Origin of the sequence: Streptomyces sp. NPDC050759, from assembly GCF_044456945.1 — a bacterium.
In the GTDB taxonomy this organism is placed as follows: Bacteria; Actinomycetota; Actinomycetes; order Streptomycetales; family Streptomycetaceae; genus Streptomyces.
On sequence record NZ_JBITGI010000003.1, the window covers coordinates 621008 to 644326 of the forward strand.

Sequence of the window (23319 nt, forward strand, 5' to 3'; positions counted from 1 at the left end):
ACGTGCCGTGCCGACGGGGGGGGTGGTGGTGAGAGCACTGGCGGTGTGCGGCGGACGCCGACGGTCGGTCAGCCGGGCCAGGCGCCGGTCAGACGGCGGGTGGCGGTGGCGCCACCGCGGTCGACGGCGGCTTTCACACCGGCGAAGATCGCGCCCTGCAGGACGGCCGCGGATACCACCTCGCGCCAGGTGCGGTGCTCATCGGTGGCGTCGGGGGCGTCCTCCTCGTGCCCGAGCTGTTTCCAGACCTGCTTGAACATCGCGCCGGCCAGGATGCCGCTGAGGGCACCCATGGCCATGCCGACCGGCTTGTAGACGACTTTCGAGGCTTTCATCGGTACCTCCTGGCACGTCGGATGACCAGCAGCGCGATGAGCGCGCCGGCTGCGGCAAGCAGCGGGCCGCGGTTGGCCCGCGCCGCCTGCATGCCCTGGTCGGCCTTTTCCCGCACCGGCTGCGGGGTCTTGTCCCGGGCCAGCTCGGCGACGTGCACAGCCCTGTCGTGGACCTGCTCCGTGGCTGCGGCGGCCTTGGCGCGCACCGGCTCCGGTGTCCGGTCCTGCACCGTGTGGGCCGCGTGCGCGGCCTTGTCCTTCAGCTGAGACCTGACCTGTGTGGTCTTCTCGGCGACCTGCTCCTTGACGGCCGTCGTCTTCTCCCGGGCACGGGTCTTGACGTCGGCCTTGGCCGCGAGCGCCTCGACGGTCTCGCCGAGGTCCTCACGGGTCGCCTCCACCCGTTCACGCAATTCCTCGGAGGAAGGGGTCGCCTCATCGCCAGGCTGCGGCTTGTCCTCGGTCATCGCTCTGCCCTCTCCTTGATCTCGGCCACATCGGCCTTGACGCTGTCCACGGTCTGCTCGGGTTTCGGCGGGGACGCCTTGCTGACCTGCTGCTTGCCGAGCGCCGCCATCAGCGCGGTGACGGCGGCCAGGACGCCGGTGACGATCAGCGCCGCCACCCATACGTCCACGGCGAGCGACAACGCGGCGATCACGGTGGCCACCAGTGCCTGCAGGGTGAGCACACCCACCAGGCCGGCGCCGCCGAACAGGCCACCGCCCTTGCCGAACCGCTTGCCCTTCTCGGTCATCTCCGCCTGGGCCAGGCGCATTTCGTCGCGGACCAGCTGCGACAACTGCTGGGAGGCACGCTGCACCAGGTCACCCACCGGTTCCTGCGCCGGGCTGCCCGGGCGGGGGGAGCCATCTGCTGCCATGAGTGCTCACCTTCCCTGCGGCTGCCCGGGTGACCGAGCGGCCGGCTCTGCTTGCATGATCTGATGGGTTGTCCGGGTACCCGTGTCAGCGCGCATCACCGCCCGTCAGGGCATTCGTCGCCACGGCAGACGGGGTGGCCACGGCAGACGGGGTGCGGCCCGGACCAGGGCGGCCGCGGCCGAGACCGATCCTCCGCCGGCGGTCACGCCGGAGGGGTGGTGGGCACCGCTGCCATGGCCGCCGCGGTGTACCTGGAGGGGAAGGATCATCTGCGCCGTCGTCATGGCCGCCGGCCCCGCGGCGGCGGCCGTGCAGCCGCGCCACCCGCCGAAGGTGGCCATCGCAGCGGCTACGGCCCACCACAGCTCGGTGTGCTCGGCCGCCTCCTGCACCGCCGGCGCTGCCCGCCGCACCCAGGGCGGCCCCGACGCCATCGCCCGCTTGGCCGGCCGATGATCCCCGTCGTCCAGATCCGCCGTCGTCCCCATGATCAGCTGCGCTTCCCGTCCAGAGCCCTCGCACACCGGTATGGATCGGCTTCGCCGTCGCCCGCCGCCTCAGGCGAGGCGCCGGGCGACGGCGCCTCAGTCGAGGCGGCGGTGGTCCTCCTCGTCCCACTTGCGGGTGTCCCGCGGCTCCACGTACGGCTCCTGTTGGGCCGGGTGACCGCCGGTCACGGCGCGCTGGCGGTGCATTTCGGCGTCGAATTCCAGGCCGAGCAGGATCGCCAGGTTCGTGATCCACAGCCAGACCAGGAAGATGATCACTCCGGCGAAGGTGCCGTAGGTCTTGTTGTAGGAGGCGAAGTTCGCCACGTACAGGGCGAACCCGGCCGAGGCGACCATCCAGATCACCAGTGCCAGGAAGCTGCCCGGGGTGATCCACCGGAAGCCGCGCACCCGCGCGTTCGGCGTCGCCCAGTACAGGATCGCGATCATGGTCGTGACGAGGACCGCCAGCACCGGCCACTTCGCGATCGACCACACCGTCAGCGCCGTGTCGCCCACCCCCAGAGCGGAACCGATCTGCTGGGCCAGGCCGCCGGTGAACACGACGATCACCGCGCTGACCACGGCCAGGACCATCAGGACCACCGTCACACCGACGCGCACGGGCAGCACCTTCCACACCGGGCGGCCCTCCGGGATGTCGTACACCGCGTTGGCGGACCGGATGAACGCGGCGACATAGCCGGAGGCCGACCACACCGCGAGCACCAGACCCACGATCGCCATGACCGAGCCGATCCCGGCGTTGCCCTGCATCTGCTTCACCGCGTTGCTCAGCACATCCCGCGCCGCGCCCGGAGCCAGTTTCTGGATGTTGTCCAGCACCTGCTGGGACGCAGACTGCCCGACGACTCCGAGTAGCGAGATCAACGCCAGCAAGGCCGGAAACAGCGCCAGGATCCCGTAATAGGTCAGCGCCGCCGCCCGGTCGGTCAGCTCGTCCTTCTTGAATTCCTTCAAGGTGCCTTTCAGCACCGCACCCCAGGAACGCTTGGGCAGATCCGTCGGAGTGTCCGGCGCCTGCCGCTCCACCTGCTCGTTCGGCCCGGCCTCAGGTGCCCGCGCGGTCTCGGCCTTCTGGTCGGTCGCGCTGTACCCGCCGTGCCTTCCATGCCGTTTCAACGTCCGTACCATTCCACCCGTGTATCCGGCTGAGCGTCGCCTATACACGCATTCGCCACATATGCCGCGAGCGGTGCTGGCCTGCGGCGGGCCCGCGCCCACGGTTATGGACAGGGTTTGATGGTGTCCGAGGGGGTGGCCGTCCAGCTGGCGAGGAGTGTGAGTCGTTCTTCGTCGGGGGTGCCCGGCTGGGCGGTGTAGATGGTCAAGGAGTGTGCCTCGTGCGCTGACATGGGCAGGTCCAGCGGCTGGTAGGTCAGTTCCAAGGGGCCCGCGTCGGGGTGGTGGAAGCGTTTGATCCCGCCGTGGTGGATGCGCACGTTGTGGGCGGCCCACCGGGTGCGGAATTCAGTACTGACGGTGGACAGTTCGCCGACGAGTTCGCGCAGCGCCTTGTCGCCCGGGTAGCGGCCGGCTTCGGCGCGCAGCAGTGCGACGGTGGTGTTGGCGGCGCGGTCCCAGTCGTCGACGAAGTCGTGGGAGGCGTCGTCGAGGAAGTAGTACCGGGCGAAGTTGGCGCGATGGTGCCCGCCGGTGGTGTGGCTGTCGAACAGCGGCGCGAACAGGGCGCGGGCGAGTGCGTTGGCGGCCACGATGTCCAGGCGGCTGTTGCTGACGAACGCCGCGGACAGCGTCATGGAGTCGAGCAGCCACTGGACGCGGGGCGGGACGTCGACGGGCTTGCGGCGGCGCCGGGTGGCGGGGCTGGGATGGGCGGCCTTGGCCAGGTCGAACAGGTAGGTGCGTTCGTCCTCGCTCAGCTGCAGGGTGCGGGCCACCGCGTCGAGGACATCCTCGGACACGCCGCTGATGTGGCCCTTCTCCAGCCGTGTGTACCACTCGGTGCTCACCCCCGCGAGGACGGCGACCTCCTCGCGGCGCAGCCCGGGGACCCGGCGCCGGCCGCTGGTGGGCAGGCCGACCTGTTCGGGGGTGAGCTGGGCGCGCCGACGGGCGAGGAAGTCACGGATGTCGGCGCGGTTGTCCAAGCGGCGTTCCATGCGCTCCACGCTACGGCCGGCGACCCCGGGCAGGGGGGTTGAGCTTGTACCCCCGATAAACGCAGCCTCCCGCGCGGGTGACGAGAGCGGTTTTCGTGGGATGCGCACCCAGATCTCGATCCCTGCGGAGATGAAGCATGGCCACGCGAGGAGGAAACCTCCACGCCCCCGCCGATGTACGCGTCGGTGACCGCGAACGTCCGGCCACCCGGCTTCCGCTCGTCGTGTACGTGCTAGCCCTGGGTACGTTCCTGATGGGCACCACCGAATTAGTGGTGACGGGCCTGCTGCCGGAGATCGCGGGTGACGTACAGGTCAGTGTGGCCCGGGCCGGCCTGCTGATCACGGTCTTCGCGGTCGGGATGATCGTCGGCGCACCGTTGATGGCGATGCTGACGCTGCGGCTGCCCCAGCGGCTGACGCTGATCCTCGCCCTGGGCGTCTTCGCGGCCGGCCACGTCATCGTCGCGCTCGGCTCCAGCTTCGCGCTGCTGCTGGCCGCGCGGTTCCTGACGGCGTTGGCGACCGGAGCGTTCTGGGCGGTGGCCAACGTGGTGGCCGCCCGCGCCGCCGGTCCCGCCGCGAGCTCCCGCGCTCTGGGGGTCGTGGGCGCAGGCGCCATGCTCGCCAGCGTCGTCGGTGTGCCGCTGGGTGCTTTCGCCGGACAGGTCATGGGCTGGCGGGGACCGTTCTGGGCCCTGGCCGTCTTGGGAGCGGCCGCCGTGGCACTCATCGCCCGCCAGGTCCCGCGCGACGCCGGCACCGACGGCGGCCAGGCGATCTCCGTGCGCTCCGAGCTGTCGGCTCTGCGCTCGGGGCGTCTGTGGCTGGCACTGGCGGCCTGCACGACCACGACCGGCGGCGTGCTGTCGACGTACACGTACATCTCGCCGTTGCTGACCGACCGGGCCCATCTGGCGGCTCGCCTCGTGCCGCTGGTGCTGGTCGGTTTCGGTGTCGGTGCCCTGGCAGGTTTCCTGGTGGGAGGCCGCCTGGGGGACCGTCGTCCGCACGCGACGACGATCCTGGCTCCCGCGGTGACCACGTTCCTGCTGCTGGCGGTCTGCCTGCTGTCCGCCCACGCCGTACCCACGGTCGCACTGATCGCCCTGCTGGGACTGTTCGGGCTGGGCGCGAACCCGGTCCTCATCTCCCTGGGGGTGCGCTTCGCAGGCCGGGCACCCACGCTGGGATCAGCACTGACCGTGTCGGCGTTCAACCTCGGCACCGCCATCGGCTCCTGGATCGCCGGACTCGCCCTCGCATCCCCCTTGGGGGCCACCGGTCCCGCCCTCTTCGGCACCGCCATCGCCGCGCTGACCCTGATCCCCACGATCGCCATCGCCCTCATCCAGCGCCGGCGTCCGGCGGCGTGAGCCGCGCAGACCGTGGAGGTCGCGGTGCTGCCGTCCCCCTGAACACGAACCGGCGCCGCAGGTGCCGGAACAACCGAGCAAGGAGAATCACCATGCGTGGAGTAGTGATGTACACGGCCGGCGACGTCCGCGTGGAGGAGCGCGAGGATCCGAAGATCATCGAGCCCACCGACGCGATCGTGAAGCTGACCGCGACCTGTATCTGCGGCTCCGACCTGTGGCCGTACCGCGGCATCGAGCCCGCCGACCACCAGGTCATGGGACACGAGTACGTCGGCGTCGTCGAGGATGTCGGCTCCGAGGTCAAGAACGTCAAGGTCGGCGACTTCGTCGTCGGATCGTTCGTCATCTCCGACAACACCTGCGAGATCTGCCAGGCCGGCTTCCAGTCCAAGTGCGTGCACGCCGAGTTCGTCGCGCAGACCATCGGCACACAGGCCGAGAAGGCCCGCATCCCGCACGCCGACGGCACCCTCGTCGCCACCCCCGGCCAGCCCGATCCCGAACTGATCCCCTCCCTGCTGGCCGCCTCCGACGTGCTCGGCACCGGCTGGTACGCCGCCGTCGCCGCCGAGGCCGGGCCCGGCAAGACCGTCGCGGTCGTCGGCGACGGGGCGGTCGGCCTGATGGCCGTCCTCGCCGCCAGGCAACTGGGCGCGGACCGCATCATCGCGATGTCCCGCCACCCCGAGCGGCAGAAGCTGGCCCGCTACTACGGTGCCACCGACATCGTCGAGGAACGCGGCGACGACGGCGTCGCGAAGATCAAGGAGCTCACGGGCGGCCTCGGAGCGCACTCCGTGGTCGAGGCCGTCGGCACGCAGGAGTCCTTCATGCAGGCCGTCGGCGCCACCCGCGGCGGCGGGCACCTCGGCTACGTGGGCGTCAACTACGACGTGAAGATCCCCGGCATCGAGCTGTTCTTCGCCGGCATCCACACGCTCGGCGGTCCCGCCCCGGTGCGCCGGTTCCTGCCGGACCTGATCCAGCTCATCTGGGACCGCACCATCGACCCCGGGAAGGTCTTCGACCTCACCCTGCCGCTGGAGCAGGCCGCCGAGGGCTACAAGGCGATGGACGAGCGACGCGCCACCAAAGTGATCCTCACCTTCTGACCGGACTTTCGCCTCTCTCTGCCCGCTCCACATCGCCGCAGCAGCCGGGGCGGGCTGAGGAGACGGCGGTCAGGTCGAGGCGCGCGGGGAGGTGACGATGTCGTTGGCCGTGATCATGCCGTCGCGCTTCCAGCCGTGCTGGGCGTCCAGGGGCATCGGCTCGATGAAGCGCAGCTTGCAGTCCAGGACCGAGTTGACCTCGACCTAGGTGAGGCCCGCGCCGCGGGCGCGTGCAAGCCCTCGGTGACGTCGTGGTGGCGGTCGCTGCGGGGGCGGGGCTTGAAGACGTCCGGACGGAGTGTGTCGAGGGAGACGTTGTCCCGGTCCAGGCCCGCCACCTTCGCAGGGGTTCGCCGCCGGTGAAGCGGATCTCCTCGATCCTGAGGAACCTGACCGCGATGTCGATCAGGCGGACGGTCTCGTCGTCCGTGAGCAGGGCGGGCTTGGCCGGCCACAGCAAGCCCTCCTCGGGCATGCAGCACGTGCAGCACAGGTGCAGTGGTCGGTTAGAAGTCGCGGACCGACCTTGCCGTCGTTCCGACGAGAGGTGGCCGCTTCGTCCGCGGCGGTCGTGTGCCGCCGTACCGAGGATCAACGCACGCCTGGGACGCCATACCGCCCCGGTGACCGTCCGCGTATCGCCATTCCGTTGCCGCGTGTGCCCGTCTCTCAGCCGTCGTCCCCCGCGAGGTACACGCCGAACACCGATCCCTGCGGGTCCCGCAGAACGGCGATCCGCGGGCCGTCGGGGACCGAGGTGGGTTCCATGAGGACCGTGCCGCCCGCTGAGGTCGCGGTGGCCGTGGTGGCGTCCACGTCCTCGACGGCGAAGTAGGGCAGCCAGTGCGGCGGCACCTCGGGCGGGAACTTCTCGTCCATGGTCACCATGCCGCCGAAGTCGGCGCCGTCCAGACCCCACTGCGTGTAGTGCTCCGAGGCGTTGACGCTCCAGCCGAACACCGTCGTGTAGAAGGCCTCGGCCCGCTCGGGAGCCCGGGTCATCAGCTCCACCCAGCCCAGCGAACCGGGCGCGTTGAACAGTCCCGCGCCCGGGAAGGACCGGGCCTGCCAGAGCTGGAAGGCCGCGCCCGCCGGATCGAGGGCCACCGTGAAGCGGCCCACGTCCAACACGTCCATCGGTCCGACCAGGACCGTGCCCCCGGCCTCGGTCACCTTCCGCGCGGCGGCGTCGGCATCCGTCACCGCGAACGACACGTTCCAGGCCACCGGCTGCGACTCCTGGTACAGCGGGGTCAGTGCCGCGACCGCCGCGTCACCGAGGTGCGCCACGGTGTAGCCCCCGGCCTCCGCGCGCGGATCCGTCTCGGGGCGCCAGCCGAACAGCTCCGCGTAGAAGCCCTTGGCCGCCTCCACGTCGTCGGTCCCCAGCTCCGTCCAGCAGGGGCCACCGGTCACCGGCTTGTCGAACTTCATGGTGTTCCTCCCGGAGCGAGTTGCTCTGCGGCCCCCTCCAGCACGCTAAGCCCGGGCCAAGGTCCCGGCCATCCGGCGGCAACGGGGTGGCGCGCGGCGCGCGGACCGCCGTACCCTCGCCCCGTACCGCACCGCATGGCGGCCTCCAGCGCACACCACTCATCACCCGGAGGTCCCCGCATGTCCGCGCTCACGGTGCGCCCCTTCCGCCGCGACGACCGCGACCAGCTCACCGACCTGGTCAACGCGCATGTCGCCGCCGTCGTCCCCGGCGTCTCCGCCTCGACGAACACGGTACTGAGCGCCCTGGAGCGGCAGCCCGACGAGTTCATCACCGACCCGTGGGTGAGCGAACGCGTCACTCTCGTCGCCGAGCAGCGCGCCTACGTGGTCGCCGCCGCGCATCTGCTGCGCTACCGGTCCGACCCGGAGGTCGGCGCGGCCTACCGGGACGTCGGTGAGATCGACTGGTTCGTCTGCCATCCGCCGGCTTCCTTCTGGCCGGACGCCGACGAGGCCGCCGACCTGCTGATGGGCGCCTGCCTGGCCCAGCTCGCCCGGTGGAACGTACGGGCCCGGTACGCCGGCGGCGAGGTGCCCGCCCCCGCGGTGTACGGCCTGCCCCGCACCTGGCCCCACATCCGTGCCGCCTTCGAACGCGCGGGCTTCAGGCATGTCGGCGACACGGAGGTCATCCTGATCGCGCGGGTGCCCGACCTGCCGCCCGCCGAGGCCCGCCCAGGCATCACTGTCCAGCGCACGCTGGGGGAGTGCGGTACCCGTCTCACGGCGTACGCCGAAGGGCGCGCCCTCGGCTTCATCGAGGTCGACACCTCCCTGGCCCGCCCGGAACGGCACGCCCGCGCCGCAGGCCTCGCCGACATCGGCAACCTGCATGTCGACCCGGGGGCGTACGGCACCGGCCTGGAGCACTGGCTCGTCGCCCAGGCCGCCGACTGGCTGCGCCTGTGCGGGGTGGACCGTCTCCTAGCCTGCGAACCCTCGACCGACAAGACGGCGATCGACCATCTGACGTCGGCCGGCTTCCGTGAACTGACCCGCACCGACCGCCACTGGGAGCATCGGCCGGGCTGAGATCGTCATGCTCGTGTCGGCGTACACATCAACGTGCTCAGCCGCGTACGGACGTACGGGCTCAACTCCTGGCCAGACTGATCAAGAGAGGCTGAGGGTCGGTTGCGCTCTCAGTGACCGGCTCTCGTGGCCCGGTGATGGGTCGAGCGGATGAGGACGGAGACCAGGGCAGCCAGGTCTGCCGCGCCGGCGGCGTCGTCCGCGTAACGCGTGGTCTGCAAGGGGCCGGCCTGATCCAGCCGGACTCCCTCCAGCTCCAGGACATAGGCGAGGGTGAGCATGGCAAGGCGGGCGTTGCCGTCCGGGCACGGGTGAAAGAAGGCCACGTCCAAGTAGGCCCTGGCCGCACGGGAGGCCAGCGGGACTCTCGGATCAGCGATCTCGCGCAGGCAGTGCTCGAAGTCCCGCCGGGTGTGCGGCGTCAGTGCGTAGCGTTCCCGGCCACCCTTGGCGAATGCATCGCCTTGTCGGAACGCAACCTCGGGCATGCCAAGAACAAGCCGCTGCCATTCAGTCAGAAGCGCCCAGGTGAGGGGGCGCTTACGAGAAGCGTCTGCGCGCGACTGAGCCAACGCCGTGAGCAATCGGTCGCCCCGAGCAGGATCCGCGTAACGGTTCCCCGCATCGCACCAGATGCCGAAGCCGTCCACGGCCGCCTCAACCGGGGCCGGCGTCTCACCGGCCGCGGAAGCCCAGTCGATCTGGTTCCTGACATGGCACCAGGCAGCCAAGGCGTCAGCGGTCAAGGTAAGGCTGCTCTCCGGTCAGGCCTACGGCAAGGTCCTCTCCGACCGCGTCGACCAAGGTCCGCGACGGTGTCGTCCAACTCTCGAACCGTCCGCCAATCGCGGCGTCGACCGCGTCCTTTGCGGTCTCCGGCCCCATGCCCGTGGACGAGAGGAACCACGTCAGCACCGTGCGGCAGAGCCCGTACCAGCCGCATTCGGCCCCCGTGCGGTCCACGACCACCGTCACCAGCCGGGTAGTCGCCCGTTCCAGGTGCCAACTGCGTTCCTCGGCATTCGCCCCGGCGGGCGGCGCCAACTGCGCGAACCGCTCGGCCAGCTCCTCCAGCCAGTCGCGCCACTCCAGCAACGACGCGACCACGTTGGCGGCCGTCGCTTCGGACTCGCCCACGGAATGGGAGTCGCAGCACCAGCTGGTGACGACGCCACCGCCGCCGCCCTCGCCGACCGCCCAGTGCCATCCGCAGGCCCATCGGCCGTATCGGGCTGCGAGAAGTGCCGTGACCTCGGTGGTGAAGCGATGTCTCTCCTCCCACCCGGCACCGGTAGGAGGAATCATCGAGGCGATCACTGCGGCGAGCTGAGAGGCCTCCTCATCGTCCCAGTCGAAGGCCATGCGGTCGGGATCGACGGCAGACCACGGCAACCAGGCCGGAGCGAGCTCGTAATTGACGGCCGTGGCGTTCCTCCAGACGGGCAGGGCAGGACAACTCACCGATCATGCACAGGGATTGAGCCTTTGTCACACAGGTTTCCGGCGCCGCGGATCTGTCGTGGCTCAAGCCTCGGGCACGACCGCGACCGCGACGGCGACCGCGATCGTGGCGGGCCGTTGATCGTCCGGGGGTGTTCGGCCTGTCAGGCGCGGTCGTGGAGTGTGACCTGGTAGCCGTCGGGGTCGGCGAAGGTGAAGGTCCGACCGAAGGGGCCGTCGATCGGTGCGGAGACGATGGTGTGACCGTCGGCGACGAGCGCGTCGTGGATGGCCTGGACGTCGGTGGCGTGGAGCCAGATCGCGGCACCGATACCGGGCTGAGCGACGGATGCGAGGTCGGTGCCGGGAATGACGTCGCGGAGTGCGAACGCGATCGGCTTCGTCTCGAAGACCACGGCGTGCGGAGGTCCGGCCGGCGAGCGGACGAGGCCCAGGTACTGCTCGTAGAACGCCTGCGAAGCGTCGAGGTCGCGCGCTTGGAGCGAGATGAAGTCGGGGCCGGTGGCGGGCATGATGATGCTCCTTCCTTTCGTGTCAGTTTTCTGACACAGGTCAACCTATGTCAGAATGCTGACATGAATCAAGACGGTGTCGACCTCGAGACGTCACTGGGCTACCTGTTGAAAGAGGCGTCGAGCGCGCTCCGCGCAGCCATGGAGGAGGTGCTGCGGCCGCTCGGGATGAACGTGACGCGCTATTCCTGCCTCGAACTGCTGGCTCAACGACCGGGCTTGTCGAACTCCGAGCTCGCGCGGGGCGCGTTCGTGACACGACAGTCGATGAACGTGCTGCTCCAGGCCCTGGAACGAGAGGGCTACGTGACCAGGCCCGCGGAGGCACCCGTCGGAAAGGTTCTCCCCACGCGGCTCACGTCTCGCGGCCGACGGAGCCTCGAGAAGGCGAGCGCGGCCGTCCGGTCCGTAGAGATCAGAATGCTGGCCGGCATGACCGAGACGGAGCGGTCAAACGCGTTCCGGAGCCTGCAGAGCATGATCCATTCCCTGCGCGAGGGCAACGACGGCGCGTAGCCGGTTCCCCGGCGCACTCAGGCAGGTGGTCACGTGCTGAAGGGCTCGCGTGTCACCGGCCTCGTAGGTCGGTTCGGTGTCAGCCGGGTACCCGTTCCGCCACGGAGGCGGGCACAGGGCGCCCGGCTCGGCAGACCTGAGGAGGTACCCATGGGACTGCGCGATCACGTCGTGGTGGTGACCGGAGCATCCAGCGGCATCGGACGGGCCACAGCCGACGCCTTCGCCCGCAAGGGCTGCGCCGTGGTCCTCGCCGCGCGCCGCGAGGAGGCACTGGAGGCGGCGGCCAAGGAGTGCGAGAAGCATCGCGGGGCACGGACGCTGGTCGTTCCGACGGACATGACGGACGCCGCAGCGGTCGAGAACCTCGCCCGGCGGACGGTGGCGGAGTACGGCCGGATCGACGTCTGGGTGAACAACGCGGCTGTCAACGCGTTCGGCCGCTTCGAGGACGTGCCGCTGGAGGACTTCCGCAAGGTCCTGGACGTCAACGTGATGGGTTACGTGCACGGAGCCCGGGCCGCGCTGCGGGTGATGCGGGAGCAGGGGACGGGCACGCTGATCAATATCTCGTCCATCGCGGGTGCCGTCTCCCAGCCGTACAGCCACCCGTACAGCATGTCCAAGCACGCCGTCCAAGGGCTCGGTTCGAGCCTGCGGCAGCAGCTGCGGGTCGAGGGGATGAAGGGCGTGCACGTGTGTACGGTGATGCCCGCGACCATCGACACCCCGCACTTCCAGCAGGCGGCGAACTACACCGGGCACAAGGTCGTCGCCATGCCCCCGGTCTACACCCCGGAACGCGTCGCCGACGCGGTCGTCGACCTCGTTCGCCATCCTCGCCGCGAGGTGGTGGTCGGTCCGGCGGGCCGCGCTCTGGTACGTCAGTCCCGGATCGTGCCCGGGCTCGCGGAGCGGACCATGGCACGGCAGACGGACAAGAGTCATCTCGATCACGACGAGCCGGTCCCGGCCACCCACGGAGCGCTGCACGTACCGGCTTCCGGGGAAGGCGCGGTTCACGGCGGCTGGCACGGGCGGCGGCGCACCGCAATGCGCAGGACTGCCGTCGCCGCCGCACTGGCCGGAGCGGCCGTGACCGCCGGGCGCAAAATGACACGCGGCGCGGCAGCCGCCTGAGGGGTGATCGCGTACGGGCCCTGACACGGTGAGGGGGTCAGGGCCCCGTGCCGGCGCAACGTTGCCCGCCCGGTGCGATACCGGGACCGCACGGGCAACGTGCGTCCGGCCGGCGAGACTGCTGAAGGCGCCATACCTCTGAAGACCTGCGGAACGGACCACTGGCCTGGTCCGGCGACACGCCCCCTCCCCCGAGCCCTGAGCCCCCGCCGGAGCGCGGGTCCGGACGGCCGGGATGACGAATCCGCTGCGCACACGCGCCGCCATCTCTCGGCGAGAAGGCTCCTGGGCCGCCTCCCAGGACGGCGTCTCCCCTGCCGATCGCCCCTGATTCGGGTGACGCCACGCATGACCTCAGCAAGCGGCGGGCACACCCGGCCCTTCCCTCCGCCCACGCCGCCACGTCAGCGGACCCCCCTGAAGGGAGAAGGGCAACGCCGACGGACAGCTGACGGTCAGGGCGTCCCGACCGGCGACGTGGGACGATCGGCCCGGTGGGTGGTGGCTCGGCATGCGAGGAGACCGCAGTGCGCGTTCTGGTCATCGGTGATCGACGCATCCCTGCCGGGTACGTCGAGCCCCTGGCAGAGGCGGTCGGCCCGCGCTTCGGATCGGGCACGGCCTTGAGTGACCTGGAACCAAGGGGTTCAAGCGCTGCGTTCGGCGCGGCTCGTCGCCACCGATGGGCAGGGGTGCGCTGCCGGTGACGTCGACGACGGTGGCCAGGGCGAAGGGGCGTGCCTCGCGGCACCCAGGGGTGCAGTGTGTCCGCGATGTTCAGCATGGGGCTCCAGAGGAGACGGTCGCTGTCGCAGAAGGTGAGCGGGCCGCCGCCGCGTCGACGGGGGCGCATGCGCGGCGACGGCCCGGGGTGGTCCTGCAGCCCTGCAGGACCCGGCCAGGGAGGCGGTGGTGTCAGAGCAACGCCTCGGCGGTAATGGGGGGGGCGGCCGCCGATGGGATCCGGTTCAGTGCGTCACGGGATGTGGTTACCCGCCGTGACCGCAGTCGGAACCGATGTCGGTGCTCTGTGCTCCCGGGCTGCCTTCGCCATTGAGCAGGTTGCCGCCAAAGCCGTTGAGGATGCCCACTGCGCCGAGGATGTCGATGTTCAGGTCCTGGGACTTGCACCCGCCGCCATGCGTGTCCCGCAGCCTGGGCGGTGGCAGGGCCGGTGCCCATGAAGGTGAAGCCACTGATGATGGCGACAGCGACAGTTGGCTCGAACCGGCACGGTGACTTGGGTGGTGCAGGTGCGAAGTCCTCCAGGGGCGCAGACAGACGGTCGGTTTGGGAGGGGCTCCCGGGCCGACCCGTCATCGTGAACGGGGGCGGGACCGCCGAAAGGGGGCTCGGGTTCGAGCGCCTCAACAGGTGTGAGGGCGCAGTTCTACAGGTGGGGGCGGGGATTGTCGCGTCGGGGGCGGCCGGGTGCACCCGCGCAGGCACGGTGCGTCCTGTGGGCACCTCGCGGTCGTGGAACGGCGGCGTCCACCCGGCGGCGAGCGTTGGCGGCTGCAGTTCCTGCCCGGTACACCTTGGCCAGGGCGTATGCGGCCTGACGCTCACGGGCTGTGGCAAGGAGGGGGGTTCGATCTGCGCGCTGTTCCTCCGGCACCGGGGCGGAGTCCGGCGCGACCTGCGGACGCACCGCCCGGACGGCGGGTCGGGCTGTCGAAGCCCGTCAGCAGCCTCTTGCGGGTGATCCGAACTTCCTCGGTGGCCCGGTCGAGTTCGTCGGTACGTGCGGTCAGCTGCACGATGTTCCCCCGGGCCCGCCTCCTCCCTGCTCGTCTGGGACTTCACCACAGCCCTCCGCCGACCGCGTGGTTTCGTGAAGGCAGCAATCCAGGATCGCGTGAGTCCGGCTACGGCAATCGCCTGAGCCACCAGAGGGCAAGGCGGTAGGCGCCAGCAGCCACGATGAGGTGCACCAGCCCGGAAGCCGTGTACGCCCAGTCGGGCAGCACCTGCCTGTAGATCTCGAGTGCGATGCCGCGAGAGAACTCGAATGCAGCGGCAGCGGCGAACATCGCGCCCGCTGACTGCTTGGTCCACTGACGCCCTTTCGCGGCCGGACGGAGCGCAAGAGGTTCTGTCACTCGTCCGTTCTGCAGGCACCTGATCCAACTCATCCATGGCCACGTGTCCCCTGCGTGCCCGACCAGTCGGCGACCGGTGGGGAACCACGGGGAACGTCGGCGCCCCTCCCGACAACGTGCAGGTCACCGTCTGGCCGGTTCAGCCGCCATCCGCATACGCGATCTTCAACTGGGGCCGGTCACTCACGGAACCGTCGCCAGGGATAGCCTTCCGGTCCGGTTGGACCGCTCCGGGAGGCTCCCTGTGCATACTGCCGTCTTCCTGCTGAGAAGCACGCTTGGCCTGGGTGGCGGTCTCGTGTCCGCATGGGAGCTCAACCGCCAGGCTTCAGGGCCCGGTTGGAGGAAGCCTCGGGTCCTCGCTGCGATGGCGGCTTTGTTTCTCGCCGTTCTGCTCGCCACCTAGGGAGAACGGCGGCCGGACGCCGGCGAGCAGAACCCGCTCGCGTACAGCTTTGAAGTACAGCAACCCCACCGACCGGTGTTGACCACCCGCGCCTCTGGTGGGCCGTCTGACCGGCCCACCAGACCTCAGCGACCGAGCGTCGGCTGTGGCGCCTTGACCTGCGGCGACCTGAGCTCGACGACACAACGTCCCAGCGTCGCGCACTGGGCTGTTTCGTTGCGAACCGCGCGAACGCGATGTCCGTTGCGGACTGCCTCACTGTGGTGGCAAAGCCACGAGGCACCGTGGCACCTGTGACCTTCGTCAGGGTGAGCTGAGTGCTGTGGGGTCACAGGCTGTGGGCGATGGGGTGCAGCGGCTCGTACAGCGGCAGTTCGGCGCCGCTGGGGAGCCGGATCGCAGTCACTTTGCCCCAGCGCTGCTCGCTGACCGGGCGGGTGATCTCGACCCCCTGTGAGCGGAACTCGTCGAGCTGAGCATCAAGGTCGTCGCACATCAGGAAGAACTCGTGCTGCGGCGGGCCGTCGGTCGGGTGTACGGCCACCTCGGCCGGTGGCAGCTTGAAGATGAGCCAGCCGCCGCCCGCGTCGACGCCGGGAAAGCCGAGGACGTCACGGAGAAAGGCGCGGTCCGCTTCGGCGTCCTGGCTGTAGAGGATGGCATGTGCACCGCTGATCATGGTTGACTCCTGCCCCGTCGACGTGCCGGCGGTCGTACCCTCGGCATCTTGGCACGCTCAGATCCCAGAAGACGGTCGACTGCATGTGATGACACGCCGACTGAGTTGCATGACGACGGACACGAACCGGTGAATGAACGAGCTTGTGCGAGCTGAGATTCCGTTCCCGAGTCTCACGGCCGATGGCCCCCCGATGGCCGGTCGGCCACGAAACTGAGGCGGGCCGGTCGGAGCGCTCACCCCGTGGCTGACGAAGTGCCCAGTCGCGGTCGCTCGGCGCCTGCTCGGTTCGCCAACGAGCTCGTAGGACTCCGTCGTTGCCCGGCATGACAGCAGTGCACAGAGGCGCACTTTCATCCGCGTATCCAGACAGGAGCGCGGCGGCATGGGCACGGGATATCCGAGTACGCGATGGCGGCGTTCTGGGAACAGTCCGAGCTCGCGGGTGCGGGCCGGCGCTTCCTCGCGAGGCCGGCTGCTGCTGAGGTAGAGGTAGTGATCCCACCCCGCATGGACCGCGAACATGCCTTCCTTTTCCAGTCGACAACAGGCCCGCTGTCGCCCGGCATGACCTTCACCAGCGTCAGCGCGATATCGAGCGATGTCTGTGCCCCATCGTGAAAACCGCTTGGCCGGACGGGAAGAGCCGGGCCGACCTGAAGCCGGCCACCGCAGGCTCGACCAACGCCCCGAGACGGCCGCCTGCACAGCCGAACATCTACACCGGGGAGCATCCCCCAACCGGCGCACCACACCGCGCACCCCACCCGCACCGACGGCACCCTGGCCCTATGTCGTCCGATCAGCCCGTCGTCGTATACCCGCCCACCGAAGACGGAGGCCGACGTGTCCGGATAGGCGACCACTTCGTCGGCATCGCCTACGGTCTCCTCGACGTCGCCGCCTACCTCCAAGAAGCCGGCTTGCAGGACTGGGACGAGATGGACGTTGCCCGATCCGGGCTCATCGAATGGCGCGGTGGCGGGCCCGACGTCTGGGAACACTGACCGGGCTGTCAGTAGTGCATGATCGGGCAAGATCCCGCTGGATGCCGCGCTCGCGGGGGCGCTGGGCGGGGACTGACTGGCCGATGTGGCCATGGTGCGGGCGGAGCCGGCGTGTTTCGGGCCGGTGGCCTCCCCCCGACCCGATGGCCTTGCGGCTGATCGGCAAGCCGGCGTTGGGCGGGTGCTGGCTGCGCTGCGCACCGCTCGGGCTGAAACGCGAACGCGTATGACGCTTGGCCGGGGATGCCGCGCCGGATGCGGACGGGCAGGTGATCGTGGACACGACGGCGTCATCGTCCTGGCGCACTCCGAGAAGCAGGACGGCGCCGCGGACCTGGACGAAGACGTTCGGCAACCGCCCGCTGACTCAATGTGCCCGGCGCGCATGTGTAGCCGGCTTCGGCCGTGCCGCCCGCGTCGAGGCTGCCGAAAATGGTCCGCTGCTCCTCGAAGAGGTGAATGTCCGCTCGGTCGAATCCGCGTGGCGGATCAGGAACGTGGCCGCTGCGAGCGTCGCGACACCGCCGCCCACCAATACGCCTTCGCCAACACACAGCTCCTCCCTGTCACCCGTTTCTGGGAACCGCACACCATGAGCGTTTCCTGCGCCTGTGAGCGCCGTCAGTGGGCCGTTGGTCACCCGTCCGGTCCGAACGGCCCTCGGCCGGGTCGTCGAGAGAGATGTCGCCGAACGGAACGGAGTGTGAGTTCGTCGCCCTCATGGACCTGGTAGTGCAGCAGTTTGAAGACCTCGCCGTCCGGTGCCGCAGCCGGGGGACCCAGTGGGCCTTCAGGACCAGGTCGGGGTCTCGCTGCGGCGCTTGACGACCGTCCATGGCCGCCACGCCTCAGGTCCGCGTCCTTCAACCGACCTGGGCAGGACACGAGGCGCCCTGCGAGCGTCGCGCTGTGCAGGACGGCTCCCCGGGCCGACTACTGATCGCCGCTCCACGTCCTGTAGGCGGTCACGGCCGTCGGCAGCGTCGGAAAGATCCGCTCGCTGCCGACCGTGTCCGCCAGGCCGTACGCCGTCAGGTCGTCCAGCAGGTCCTGCTTGACACGGGCGAGGGCGAAGACGATGCCGCGGTGCGCGAGCCCGCGGCGGAGTTCGTCGACCGCGTCCAGAGCGGTGATGTCGACCTCCACATTTGCCTCGGTGTTGAGGACGAACCAGCGGACCGGTTCCGTCTGTTCGTCGACGGCGGCCAGGGCCCGGCGGCGGAAGTTCTCGGCGTTGGCGAAGAAGAGAGGGGAGTCGTAGCGGTAGACGAGCAGGCCGGGGATGGTGCGGGCCTGCGGGTAGTCGTCGATGTCGTGCATGCCGGCCACACCGGGCACCAGGCCCTCGACGGCGTCGTGAGGGCGGGCCACCCGGGTGAGCAGTTCGGCCACGGACAGACCGACGGCGACCAGCACGCCGTACAGGATGTCGAGGGCGAGTACCCCTGCCAGGCAGCCGAGCGCCAGCAGGAGTTCCCGGCGGCGGAAGGACGCCAGCCGTCGGAAGCCCGCCAGGTCGATCATGCGGACCGCCGCGTAGACGACGAGCGCGCCGAGGACCGCCGTTGGTGTGCGAGACAGCAGGGGGCTCAGGAAGAGCAGGACGGACAGGACGGCCGCGCCGGCCACCAGCGAGTACACCTGGCTGCGACCGCCGGCCGAGGAGGCCAGCGCGGTACGGCTGGCACTGCTGCTGACCGGGAAACCGTGCAGCATGCCCGCGCCGATGTTGGCGGCGCCCAGGGCGAGGAACTCCTGGTTGGGGTCGAGCCCGGAATCACCGTCCTCGTGCTTGGTGAACGCCCGCGCGGTGAGGATGAAATCCGTGTAGCCGACCAGGAGGACCCCCAACGCGGGGAGCACCAGGTGCGGCAACTCGGTCATGTCCGGCACGGCCACGGTGGGCAGGCCCGAGGGGACATCGCCGATCACCTTGATGCCGTATCGGCCGTCGAGGTCGAAGACGGACACGGCGGCCGTGCCGAACACCACGGCGAGCAGGGGACCGGGCACGGTGCGGAAGAAGTGGGCCACCGTGAAGAGGACCCCGAGCGCCGCGACGGCGAACAACACCGTGGCCAGGTGGAGCCGTGGCAAGCGCCCTGCAAAGGACCACAGTTGAGGGAAGAAGGCCGAGCCTGCCGTCCGGACACCGGTGAGTTTGGGGAGCTGGTCCACGATCATGATCAGTGCGACGCCCGCCAGATAGCCGATCAGCACCGGCCGGGACAACAGGTCCGCGACGAAACCGAGCCGGGCCGCCCATGCCACCACACACAACAGACCGACCGCGATCGCGAGCGTGGCCGCCAGCGTCGCGTAGCGCGCCGGATCTCCTGCGGCCAACGGACCGACCACTGTCGCCGTCATCAGCGCGGTCGTCGACTCGGGGCCGACCGACAGAAGACGGGAGGAGCCCAGCAGGGCGTACAGGGCGAGCGCGGGAAGGATCGCCCACAGTCCTGCGACCGGCGGCAGGCCGGCCACGCCCGCGTATGCCATCACCTGGGGCACGAGATACGCGGCCACCGTCACTCCGGCCAGGACGTCGCCCTTCAGCCACGAGCGCCGATAGCCGAGCAGCGCACCGAGCCCGGGCAGGAGACGGCGCCACAAGCGCGCGCTGCCGACCGAGCTCTGGGACATGATCCTCCCCGGGCCGAAGCATCTCATGATCCTCCGGGACCCCCGATGGCCGCGAGATGCCGAACGGCCCGGGGTGCCGCTGCCTCCTCGAAGCTGCTCCCGCAGGCCGGATCCTTGCTCCCGTAGGTGTTCCGCGGGCCCCGCGATGGCGCGGACACCATCGGCCGATGGGGCCTGTCGGCCCCCGACCGGGGTGCTGACCATCACCTCGAACGTGGTGTACGGCAAGCACACGGGCAACACCCCCGACGGCCGCCGTGCCGGACAGCCCTTCGCGCCCGGCGCCAACCCGATGAACGGTCGCGACCGGCACGGAGTGGCTGCCTCCGCGCTGTCGGTGGCGAAGCTGCCGTACGAGGAGGCCCGCGACGGCATCTCACTGACCACGACGATCACTCCCGAGGGGCTGGGGCACAACCCGGACGAGCGGCCGGACCACCTGGTCGGCATCCTCGACGCCTACATGGCCTCCGGCGGCTTCCACATGAACGTCAACGTCCTGGACCGGGCGACGCTGGAGGACGCCATGGAACACCCGGAGAAGTACCCGGAGTTGACGATCCGGGTCTCCGGGTACGCCGTCAACTTCGTCCACCTGACCCGCGAGCAGCAGCTCGACGTGATCAGCCGTACCTTCCACGGATCGCTGTGAGCACCACGACCACGCCGGTGACGGGCCGGATCCACTCCTGGGACCTGTCCACGGGAGTGGACGGTCCCGGGACCCGGTTCGTGCTGTTCCTCAGCGGCTGCCCGCTGCGCTGCCTGTACTGCGCCAACCCCGACACCTGGCACATGCGCGACGGGAAACAGACCACCGTCGAGGAGGTGATGGCCGAGATCGAGAGGTACCGGGCCTTCATCACCGCCGCCGGCGGGGGAGTGACGCTCACCGGCGGCGAGGCCCTGCTGCAGCCCGCGTTCACGGCCTTGGTCTTCCGCCGCTGCAAGGAACTCGGTCTGCACACGGCCCTGGACACCTCCGGCTTCCTGGGCGCCCGCGCCACCGATGAACTGCTCGCCGACACCGACCTGGTCCTGCTCGACATCAAGTCCTTCGACGCCCGGACCTACCGGCGGCTGACCGGCGGCGACCTTTCCCCGACCCTCGATTTCGCCACCCGCCTGGACCGGCTCGGCGTCCCGGTGTGGATTCGCTACGTCCTCGTGCCCGTCTGGACCGACTACCCGACGGCCGTCGACGGCCTCGGCGGGTTCCTCGCCGGCCTCGGCAACGTCGACCGGGTGGACGTCCTGCCGTTCCACAAGCTCGGCACCCACAAGTACGACCGGCTGGGCATCCCCTTCCCCCTGCGCGACACACCCACGCCGGATCCCGACCTGACGGAGCGGGTGCGCGAGCAGTTCCGGGAACACGGCCTGCGGGCTCTCTGACGTGCCGAGCGGCCGAACAACGAGCCCGCGTGGGGCCCCGACCAGAGCTGCGGCGGGCCACCAACTGCTGCCCGCGAGCGCCCCGGCACTGGCGACCGTGCAGACGATGGCCGTGCGCCAGGCGATCGCCAGGGTTCACGAGTGTCCGGGGTCGAACGGGGACGGCCTGTCGAAGTTGCTGCGGCAGCGAGTCCGTCATCAGGGCGACGTCGGCGGCGACGCGTTCCGTTCCTCGTACGGGTCTTCCTCGCATCCGTGCGGCCGCCCGCAGGGTGAGCCTTCGCACTGCGGGCGGCCTGGCCTTCGGTCTTCTCCGGGATCAGCGCCGGATGCTCGGCGCCGCAGGTACGCCCGACATGGCCGTCGTTCCATCAATCGTGCCCTATCCCCAGAGGTGAGCCGTCGACGCGTGGGGAAGACGTGGGAGGAGCATCCGATGGCGGGAAACCCCCCTGGCGCCGCGGGCCCAGTCGTCTCTCAGCAGGGCTTCACCCACCAAACCCATGACCAGTCGGCGGAGGCGTCCGAGTCGTAGGCACCATTGTCCGTCCAGCGTGTCACGTGGTCGGAACTCCTGAATTGCGCGCGGGTTCCAGGGGTCTGGTTGTTGATCCACGAACCCAGACTCGACCACGGCATGTCGTATTCGGTGCAGTTGTACATGAGTATGGGGTCACCGGTGAAATTCGGTCCCGGGTAGGCGCAGAAGTACTTGTACGGGCAGCTGGCCGCCGCTGTTGCGGCGGTCCCGGCACTGTGTGTCGCTGCGTCGGCGGTGGAGGCCATGGTGAGGACGGCCGAAAAGCCGGTGGCGACTGCCACCATGCCACGCACCCACGTCCGACGGCTCCCGCCGCGATTTTCGGTCATGGTCAAACTCTCCTCGAATCGACCCTGTCGGTTGACTTCACCGAATGTAGGGGCGCCGAAGGAAGGACGCTAACCTTTCGACCTCACCCGAATTGAGCGGCTGTCCGCTTCCCGCCGTGTGACTTCATCGGTAACGTCTGGAATTTGACATAGCGTTGAGACCGCTCATGAATTACCTGCTGGACCAGGCTCGGCCCTGTGGTTTCGTCGCGAGCAGAGGAAGGAGTTGGGTGAGGCTGCCCACATGATGTCCTGCATGTCGTCGAGCATCGGCATGCGCGGGTTGGCGGGCGCGCACTGGTCCTCGTAGGCGTTGAGGGCCTGCTGGGGCAGGGCGTCGAGGAACCACCGCTTCTCGACGCCGAGGGACTGGAACGTCGGCTCGATGCCCACGGCAGCGCGCAGGTGTTCCACCGCGCGGGCCCACGACTCGACGCCCTCCTGCAGGGTGGCGGCGGGCAGGCCGAGGGTGCGGGCGATGTCCTGGAAGCGTTCCGGGGCGCGGTAGTTCTCGTACTTGGTCCAGCCCGTGAGCTTGGTGGGGACGGTGCCGTTGCAGCGGATGACGTGCGGCAGCAGGACGGCGTTGGTGCGGCCGTGGGCGATGCGGAAGGTGGCGCCGAGGGTGTGGGACATGGCGTGCACGATGCCGGGGAAGGCGTTGCCGAAGGCCATGCCGGCGATGGTGCCGGCGTTGTGCATCTTCTCCCGGGCCTGAGCCGAGCCCGCGCGGTCGTTCACCGCCGCTTCGAGGTGGTCGAAGATCAGCCGGATGGCGTGCAGCGCGAGGCCGTTGGTGAAGTCGTTGGCGTAGACGGACACATACGCCTCGATGGCGTGGGTGAGGGCATCGAAGCCGCTGTCGGCGGCCAGGGCCAGCGGTAGGTCGGCGGTCAGCAGCGGGTCGACGATGGCCACGCTCGGGGTGAGCGCGTAGTCGGCCAGCGGGTACTTCTTGACGACGGCCGGGTGGGCTCTGGTCGGCCGATGACGCCTCCGTCACCGTTGAGGAGTGAAGCCTTGATGCCGGTCGCACACGGAGGGACACCCGCATGCTGAAACGGGGTGGCACGGTGCTGCTGTGGCGCTGGCGGCGCAACCCGCTCCGGCGGCGCTCCGACGTCGCCGAAGTCTGGCTCGGCGTGGCAGTGGCTGCCCTGCTCCTGTTCGCGGCGCCGGCACTGGGCGTGGTGACGGCTGCCGTCGCCGAGCACTCCGCTCTCGATGAGGCCCGAGGGCTGCACGCACCGCGGCGCGCCTTGTCGGGGACGGCCCCGCGCCGGCGTCGGTACGGTTCTCCGACCTGGCGACCGATGACCGGGTCAGCGCGATCGTGCGGTGGACCACGCCCAGCGGCACCTCCAGGTCCGGCACGGCGTCAGTGGCAGTGGGCAGCCGGGCGGGTTCTCCCGCCACGGTGTGGCTCGACGACGCGGGCCGCATCCATCCCACGCCGCCCACCCCCGCTCAGGCCGGATCTCAGGCTGCCGCGTTCGGGGCGGCAGCCGGGGCCGGTGTGGGCGTGCTGGTGCTGGGTGGCTGGTGGGTCGCCCGGGTACGGCTGGAAGTACCGAGAGGTGACCGGGGCGCTGTTGCCGCCGACGGGTCCGTCGGTGGGGGTGTCCGCATCCACACGAGCCGATCGGCCTCAAAGAGAAGGCCATTCGGCCCTCGGCCCCCGTACATGGATCAAGCCACGATGGTGAGCGCCAAT

At 69.8% G+C, this 23319-nt stretch carries 20 protein-coding genes and 5 pseudogenes; 8 read left to right on the top strand and 17 right to left on the bottom strand.

The window, feature by feature from the left end:
* Positions 1 to 68: 68 nt before the first annotated feature.
* The 6 genes from ACIBJB_RS12820 to ACIBJB_RS12845 form a co-directional block, all read right to left on the bottom strand.
* Positions 69 to 335, bottom strand: a complete 267-nt coding sequence (locus ACIBJB_RS12820) for a DUF4235 domain-containing protein (RefSeq protein WP_398929576.1) — start codon at positions 333 to 335, stop codon at positions 69 to 71.
* Positions 332 to 802 (bottom strand): DUF3618 domain-containing protein, encoded by a 471-nt coding sequence (locus ACIBJB_RS12825; protein WP_398929579.1) that lies wholly within the window; start codon positions 800 to 802, stop codon positions 332 to 334. The genes ACIBJB_RS12820 and ACIBJB_RS12825 overlap by 4 nt, the downstream gene beginning before the upstream one ends.
* Positions 799 to 1218 carry a phage holin family protein gene (locus tag ACIBJB_RS12830; protein ID WP_398929581.1) on the bottom strand — a complete coding sequence of 140 codons (420 nt, stop codon included), beginning with the start codon at positions 1216 to 1218 and terminating at the stop codon, positions 799 to 801. Before ACIBJB_RS12830 ends, ACIBJB_RS12825 begins: the two co-directional genes overlap by 4 nt.
* Positions 1219 to 1323: 105 nt before the next feature.
* Positions 1324 to 1707, bottom strand: coding sequence for a hypothetical protein (locus ACIBJB_RS12835; RefSeq protein WP_398929583.1), 384 nt, complete (start codon positions 1705 to 1707; stop codon positions 1324 to 1326).
* A gap of 96 nt (positions 1708 to 1803) precedes the next feature.
* Entirely contained in the window at positions 1804 to 2862 is a 1059-nt protein-coding gene (locus ACIBJB_RS12840; protein WP_398929585.1) for a YihY/virulence factor BrkB family protein, read from the bottom strand.
* Positions 2863 to 2954: 92 nt separating this feature from the next.
* Positions 2955 to 3851, bottom strand: coding sequence for a helix-turn-helix transcriptional regulator (locus tag ACIBJB_RS12845; protein WP_398929586.1), 897 nt, complete (start codon positions 3849 to 3851; stop codon positions 2955 to 2957).
* Between the two features lie 137 nt (positions 3852 to 3988).
* Here ACIBJB_RS12845 and ACIBJB_RS12850 point away from each other — a divergent pair, with 137 nt between their 5' ends.
* Both ACIBJB_RS12850 and ACIBJB_RS12855 read left to right on the top strand, forming a co-directional pair.
* Positions 3989 to 5227 carry an MFS transporter gene (locus ACIBJB_RS12850; RefSeq protein ID WP_398929589.1) on the top strand — a complete coding sequence of 413 codons (1239 nt, stop codon included), beginning with the start codon at positions 3989 to 3991 and terminating at the stop codon, positions 5225 to 5227.
* A 92-nt stretch (positions 5228 to 5319) separates the two neighbouring features.
* Positions 5320 to 6342: a zinc-dependent alcohol dehydrogenase family protein gene (locus tag ACIBJB_RS12855; protein ID WP_398929591.1), complete on the top strand. Its 1023-nt coding sequence runs from the start codon at positions 5320 to 5322 to the stop codon at positions 6340 to 6342.
* 81 nt (positions 6343 to 6423) lie between these two features.
* On the opposite strand, the pseudogene ACIBJB_RS12860 reads toward ACIBJB_RS12855, so the two are convergent.
* Positions 6424 to 6841, bottom strand: a pseudogene (locus tag ACIBJB_RS12860) (GTP 3',8-cyclase MoaA); the annotation flags it as partial.
* A gap of 170 nt (positions 6842 to 7011) precedes the next feature.
* Positions 7012 to 7776 carry a VOC family protein gene (locus ACIBJB_RS12865; protein WP_398929593.1) on the bottom strand — a complete coding sequence of 255 codons (765 nt, stop codon included), beginning with the start codon at positions 7774 to 7776 and terminating at the stop codon, positions 7012 to 7014.
* Positions 7777 to 7956: 180 nt separating this feature from the next.
* Between ACIBJB_RS12865 and ACIBJB_RS12870 the strand changes: the two genes are divergently transcribed.
* A complete protein-coding gene (locus ACIBJB_RS12870) occupies positions 7957 to 8871 on the top strand; it encodes a GNAT family N-acetyltransferase (RefSeq protein WP_398929595.1) in 915 nt (304 codons plus the stop codon).
* 110 nt (positions 8872 to 8981) lie between these two features.
* Here ACIBJB_RS12870 and ACIBJB_RS12875 read toward each other — a convergent pair whose 3' ends face one another.
* The 3 genes from ACIBJB_RS12875 to ACIBJB_RS12885 form a co-directional block, all read right to left on the bottom strand.
* Positions 8982 to 9617 (bottom strand): hypothetical protein, encoded by a 636-nt coding sequence (locus ACIBJB_RS12875; protein ID WP_398929597.1) that lies wholly within the window; start codon positions 9615 to 9617, stop codon positions 8982 to 8984.
* The gene (locus tag ACIBJB_RS12880) at positions 9607 to 10233 is read right to left on the bottom strand and encodes a hypothetical protein (RefSeq protein ID WP_398929599.1); all 627 of its coding nucleotides are present in this window, start codon (positions 10231 to 10233) and stop codon (positions 9607 to 9609) included. The genes ACIBJB_RS12875 and ACIBJB_RS12880 overlap by 11 nt, the downstream gene beginning before the upstream one ends.
* A gap of 242 nt (positions 10234 to 10475) precedes the next feature.
* Positions 10476 to 10844 (bottom strand): VOC family protein, encoded by a 369-nt coding sequence (locus tag ACIBJB_RS12885; protein ID WP_079661999.1) that lies wholly within the window; start codon positions 10842 to 10844, stop codon positions 10476 to 10478.
* Positions 10845 to 10907: 63 nt separating this feature from the next.
* On the opposite strand from ACIBJB_RS12885, the gene ACIBJB_RS12890 reads away from it, so the two are divergent.
* Positions 10908 to 11360, top strand: a complete 453-nt coding sequence (locus tag ACIBJB_RS12890) for a MarR family winged helix-turn-helix transcriptional regulator (protein ID WP_398929602.1) — start codon at positions 10908 to 10910, stop codon at positions 11358 to 11360.
* A gap of 150 nt (positions 11361 to 11510) precedes the next feature.
* On the top strand, positions 11511 to 12500 hold the full coding sequence (locus ACIBJB_RS12895; protein WP_398929604.1) for an SDR family oxidoreductase: 990 nt from the start codon (positions 11511 to 11513) through the stop codon (positions 12498 to 12500).
* A 678-nt stretch (positions 12501 to 13178) separates the two neighbouring features.
* On the opposite strand, the pseudogene ACIBJB_RS12900 reads toward ACIBJB_RS12895, so the two are convergent.
* From ACIBJB_RS12900 to ACIBJB_RS12910, 3 genes and pseudogenes are all read right to left on the bottom strand, one after another.
* Positions 13179 to 13284 (bottom strand): annotated as a pseudogene (locus ACIBJB_RS12900) (XdhC family protein); the annotation flags it as partial.
* A 205-nt stretch (positions 13285 to 13489) separates the two neighbouring features.
* Positions 13490 to 13682: pseudogene (locus ACIBJB_RS12905) on the bottom strand (hypothetical protein).
* A gap of 1654 nt (positions 13683 to 15336) precedes the next feature.
* Positions 15337 to 15687 carry a VOC family protein gene (locus tag ACIBJB_RS12910; RefSeq protein ID WP_398929606.1) on the bottom strand — a complete coding sequence of 117 codons (351 nt, stop codon included), beginning with the start codon at positions 15685 to 15687 and terminating at the stop codon, positions 15337 to 15339.
* Between the two features lie 791 nt (positions 15688 to 16478).
* On the opposite strand from ACIBJB_RS12910, the gene ACIBJB_RS12915 reads away from it, so the two are divergent.
* Positions 16479 to 16694, top strand: a complete 216-nt coding sequence (locus ACIBJB_RS12915; RefSeq protein WP_398929608.1) for a hypothetical protein — start codon at positions 16479 to 16481, stop codon at positions 16692 to 16694.
* A gap of 933 nt (positions 16695 to 17627) precedes the next feature.
* Here the strand turns inward: ACIBJB_RS12915 and ACIBJB_RS12920 are convergent.
* Positions 17628 to 19340 carry a SulP family inorganic anion transporter gene (locus ACIBJB_RS12920; RefSeq protein ID WP_398929610.1) on the bottom strand — a complete coding sequence of 571 codons (1713 nt, stop codon included), beginning with the start codon at positions 19338 to 19340 and terminating at the stop codon, positions 17628 to 17630.
* A 193-nt stretch (positions 19341 to 19533) separates the two neighbouring features.
* On the opposite strand from ACIBJB_RS12920, the pseudogene ACIBJB_RS12925 reads away from it, so the two are divergent.
* Positions 19534 to 19992, top strand: a pseudogene (locus ACIBJB_RS12925) (glycine radical domain-containing protein); the annotation flags it as partial.
* Entirely contained in the window at positions 19989 to 20735 is a 747-nt protein-coding gene (gene pflA / locus ACIBJB_RS12930) for a pyruvate formate-lyase-activating protein (protein WP_398929611.1), read from the top strand. The pseudogene ACIBJB_RS12925 and the gene pflA, both read left to right, overlap by 4 nt.
* A gap of 477 nt (positions 20736 to 21212) precedes the next feature.
* Here the strand turns inward: pflA and ACIBJB_RS12935 are convergent, their stop codons facing one another.
* Together ACIBJB_RS12935 and ACIBJB_RS12940 are read right to left on the bottom strand one after the other, a co-directional pair.
* Positions 21213 to 21605 (bottom strand): peptidase inhibitor family I36 protein, encoded by a 393-nt coding sequence (locus tag ACIBJB_RS12935; RefSeq protein WP_398929613.1) that lies wholly within the window; start codon positions 21603 to 21605, stop codon positions 21213 to 21215.
* A gap of 165 nt (positions 21606 to 21770) precedes the next feature.
* Positions 21771 to 22574 (bottom strand): annotated as a pseudogene (locus ACIBJB_RS12940) (iron-containing alcohol dehydrogenase); the annotation flags it as partial.
* Between the last annotated feature and the right edge of the window lie 745 nt (positions 22575 to 23319).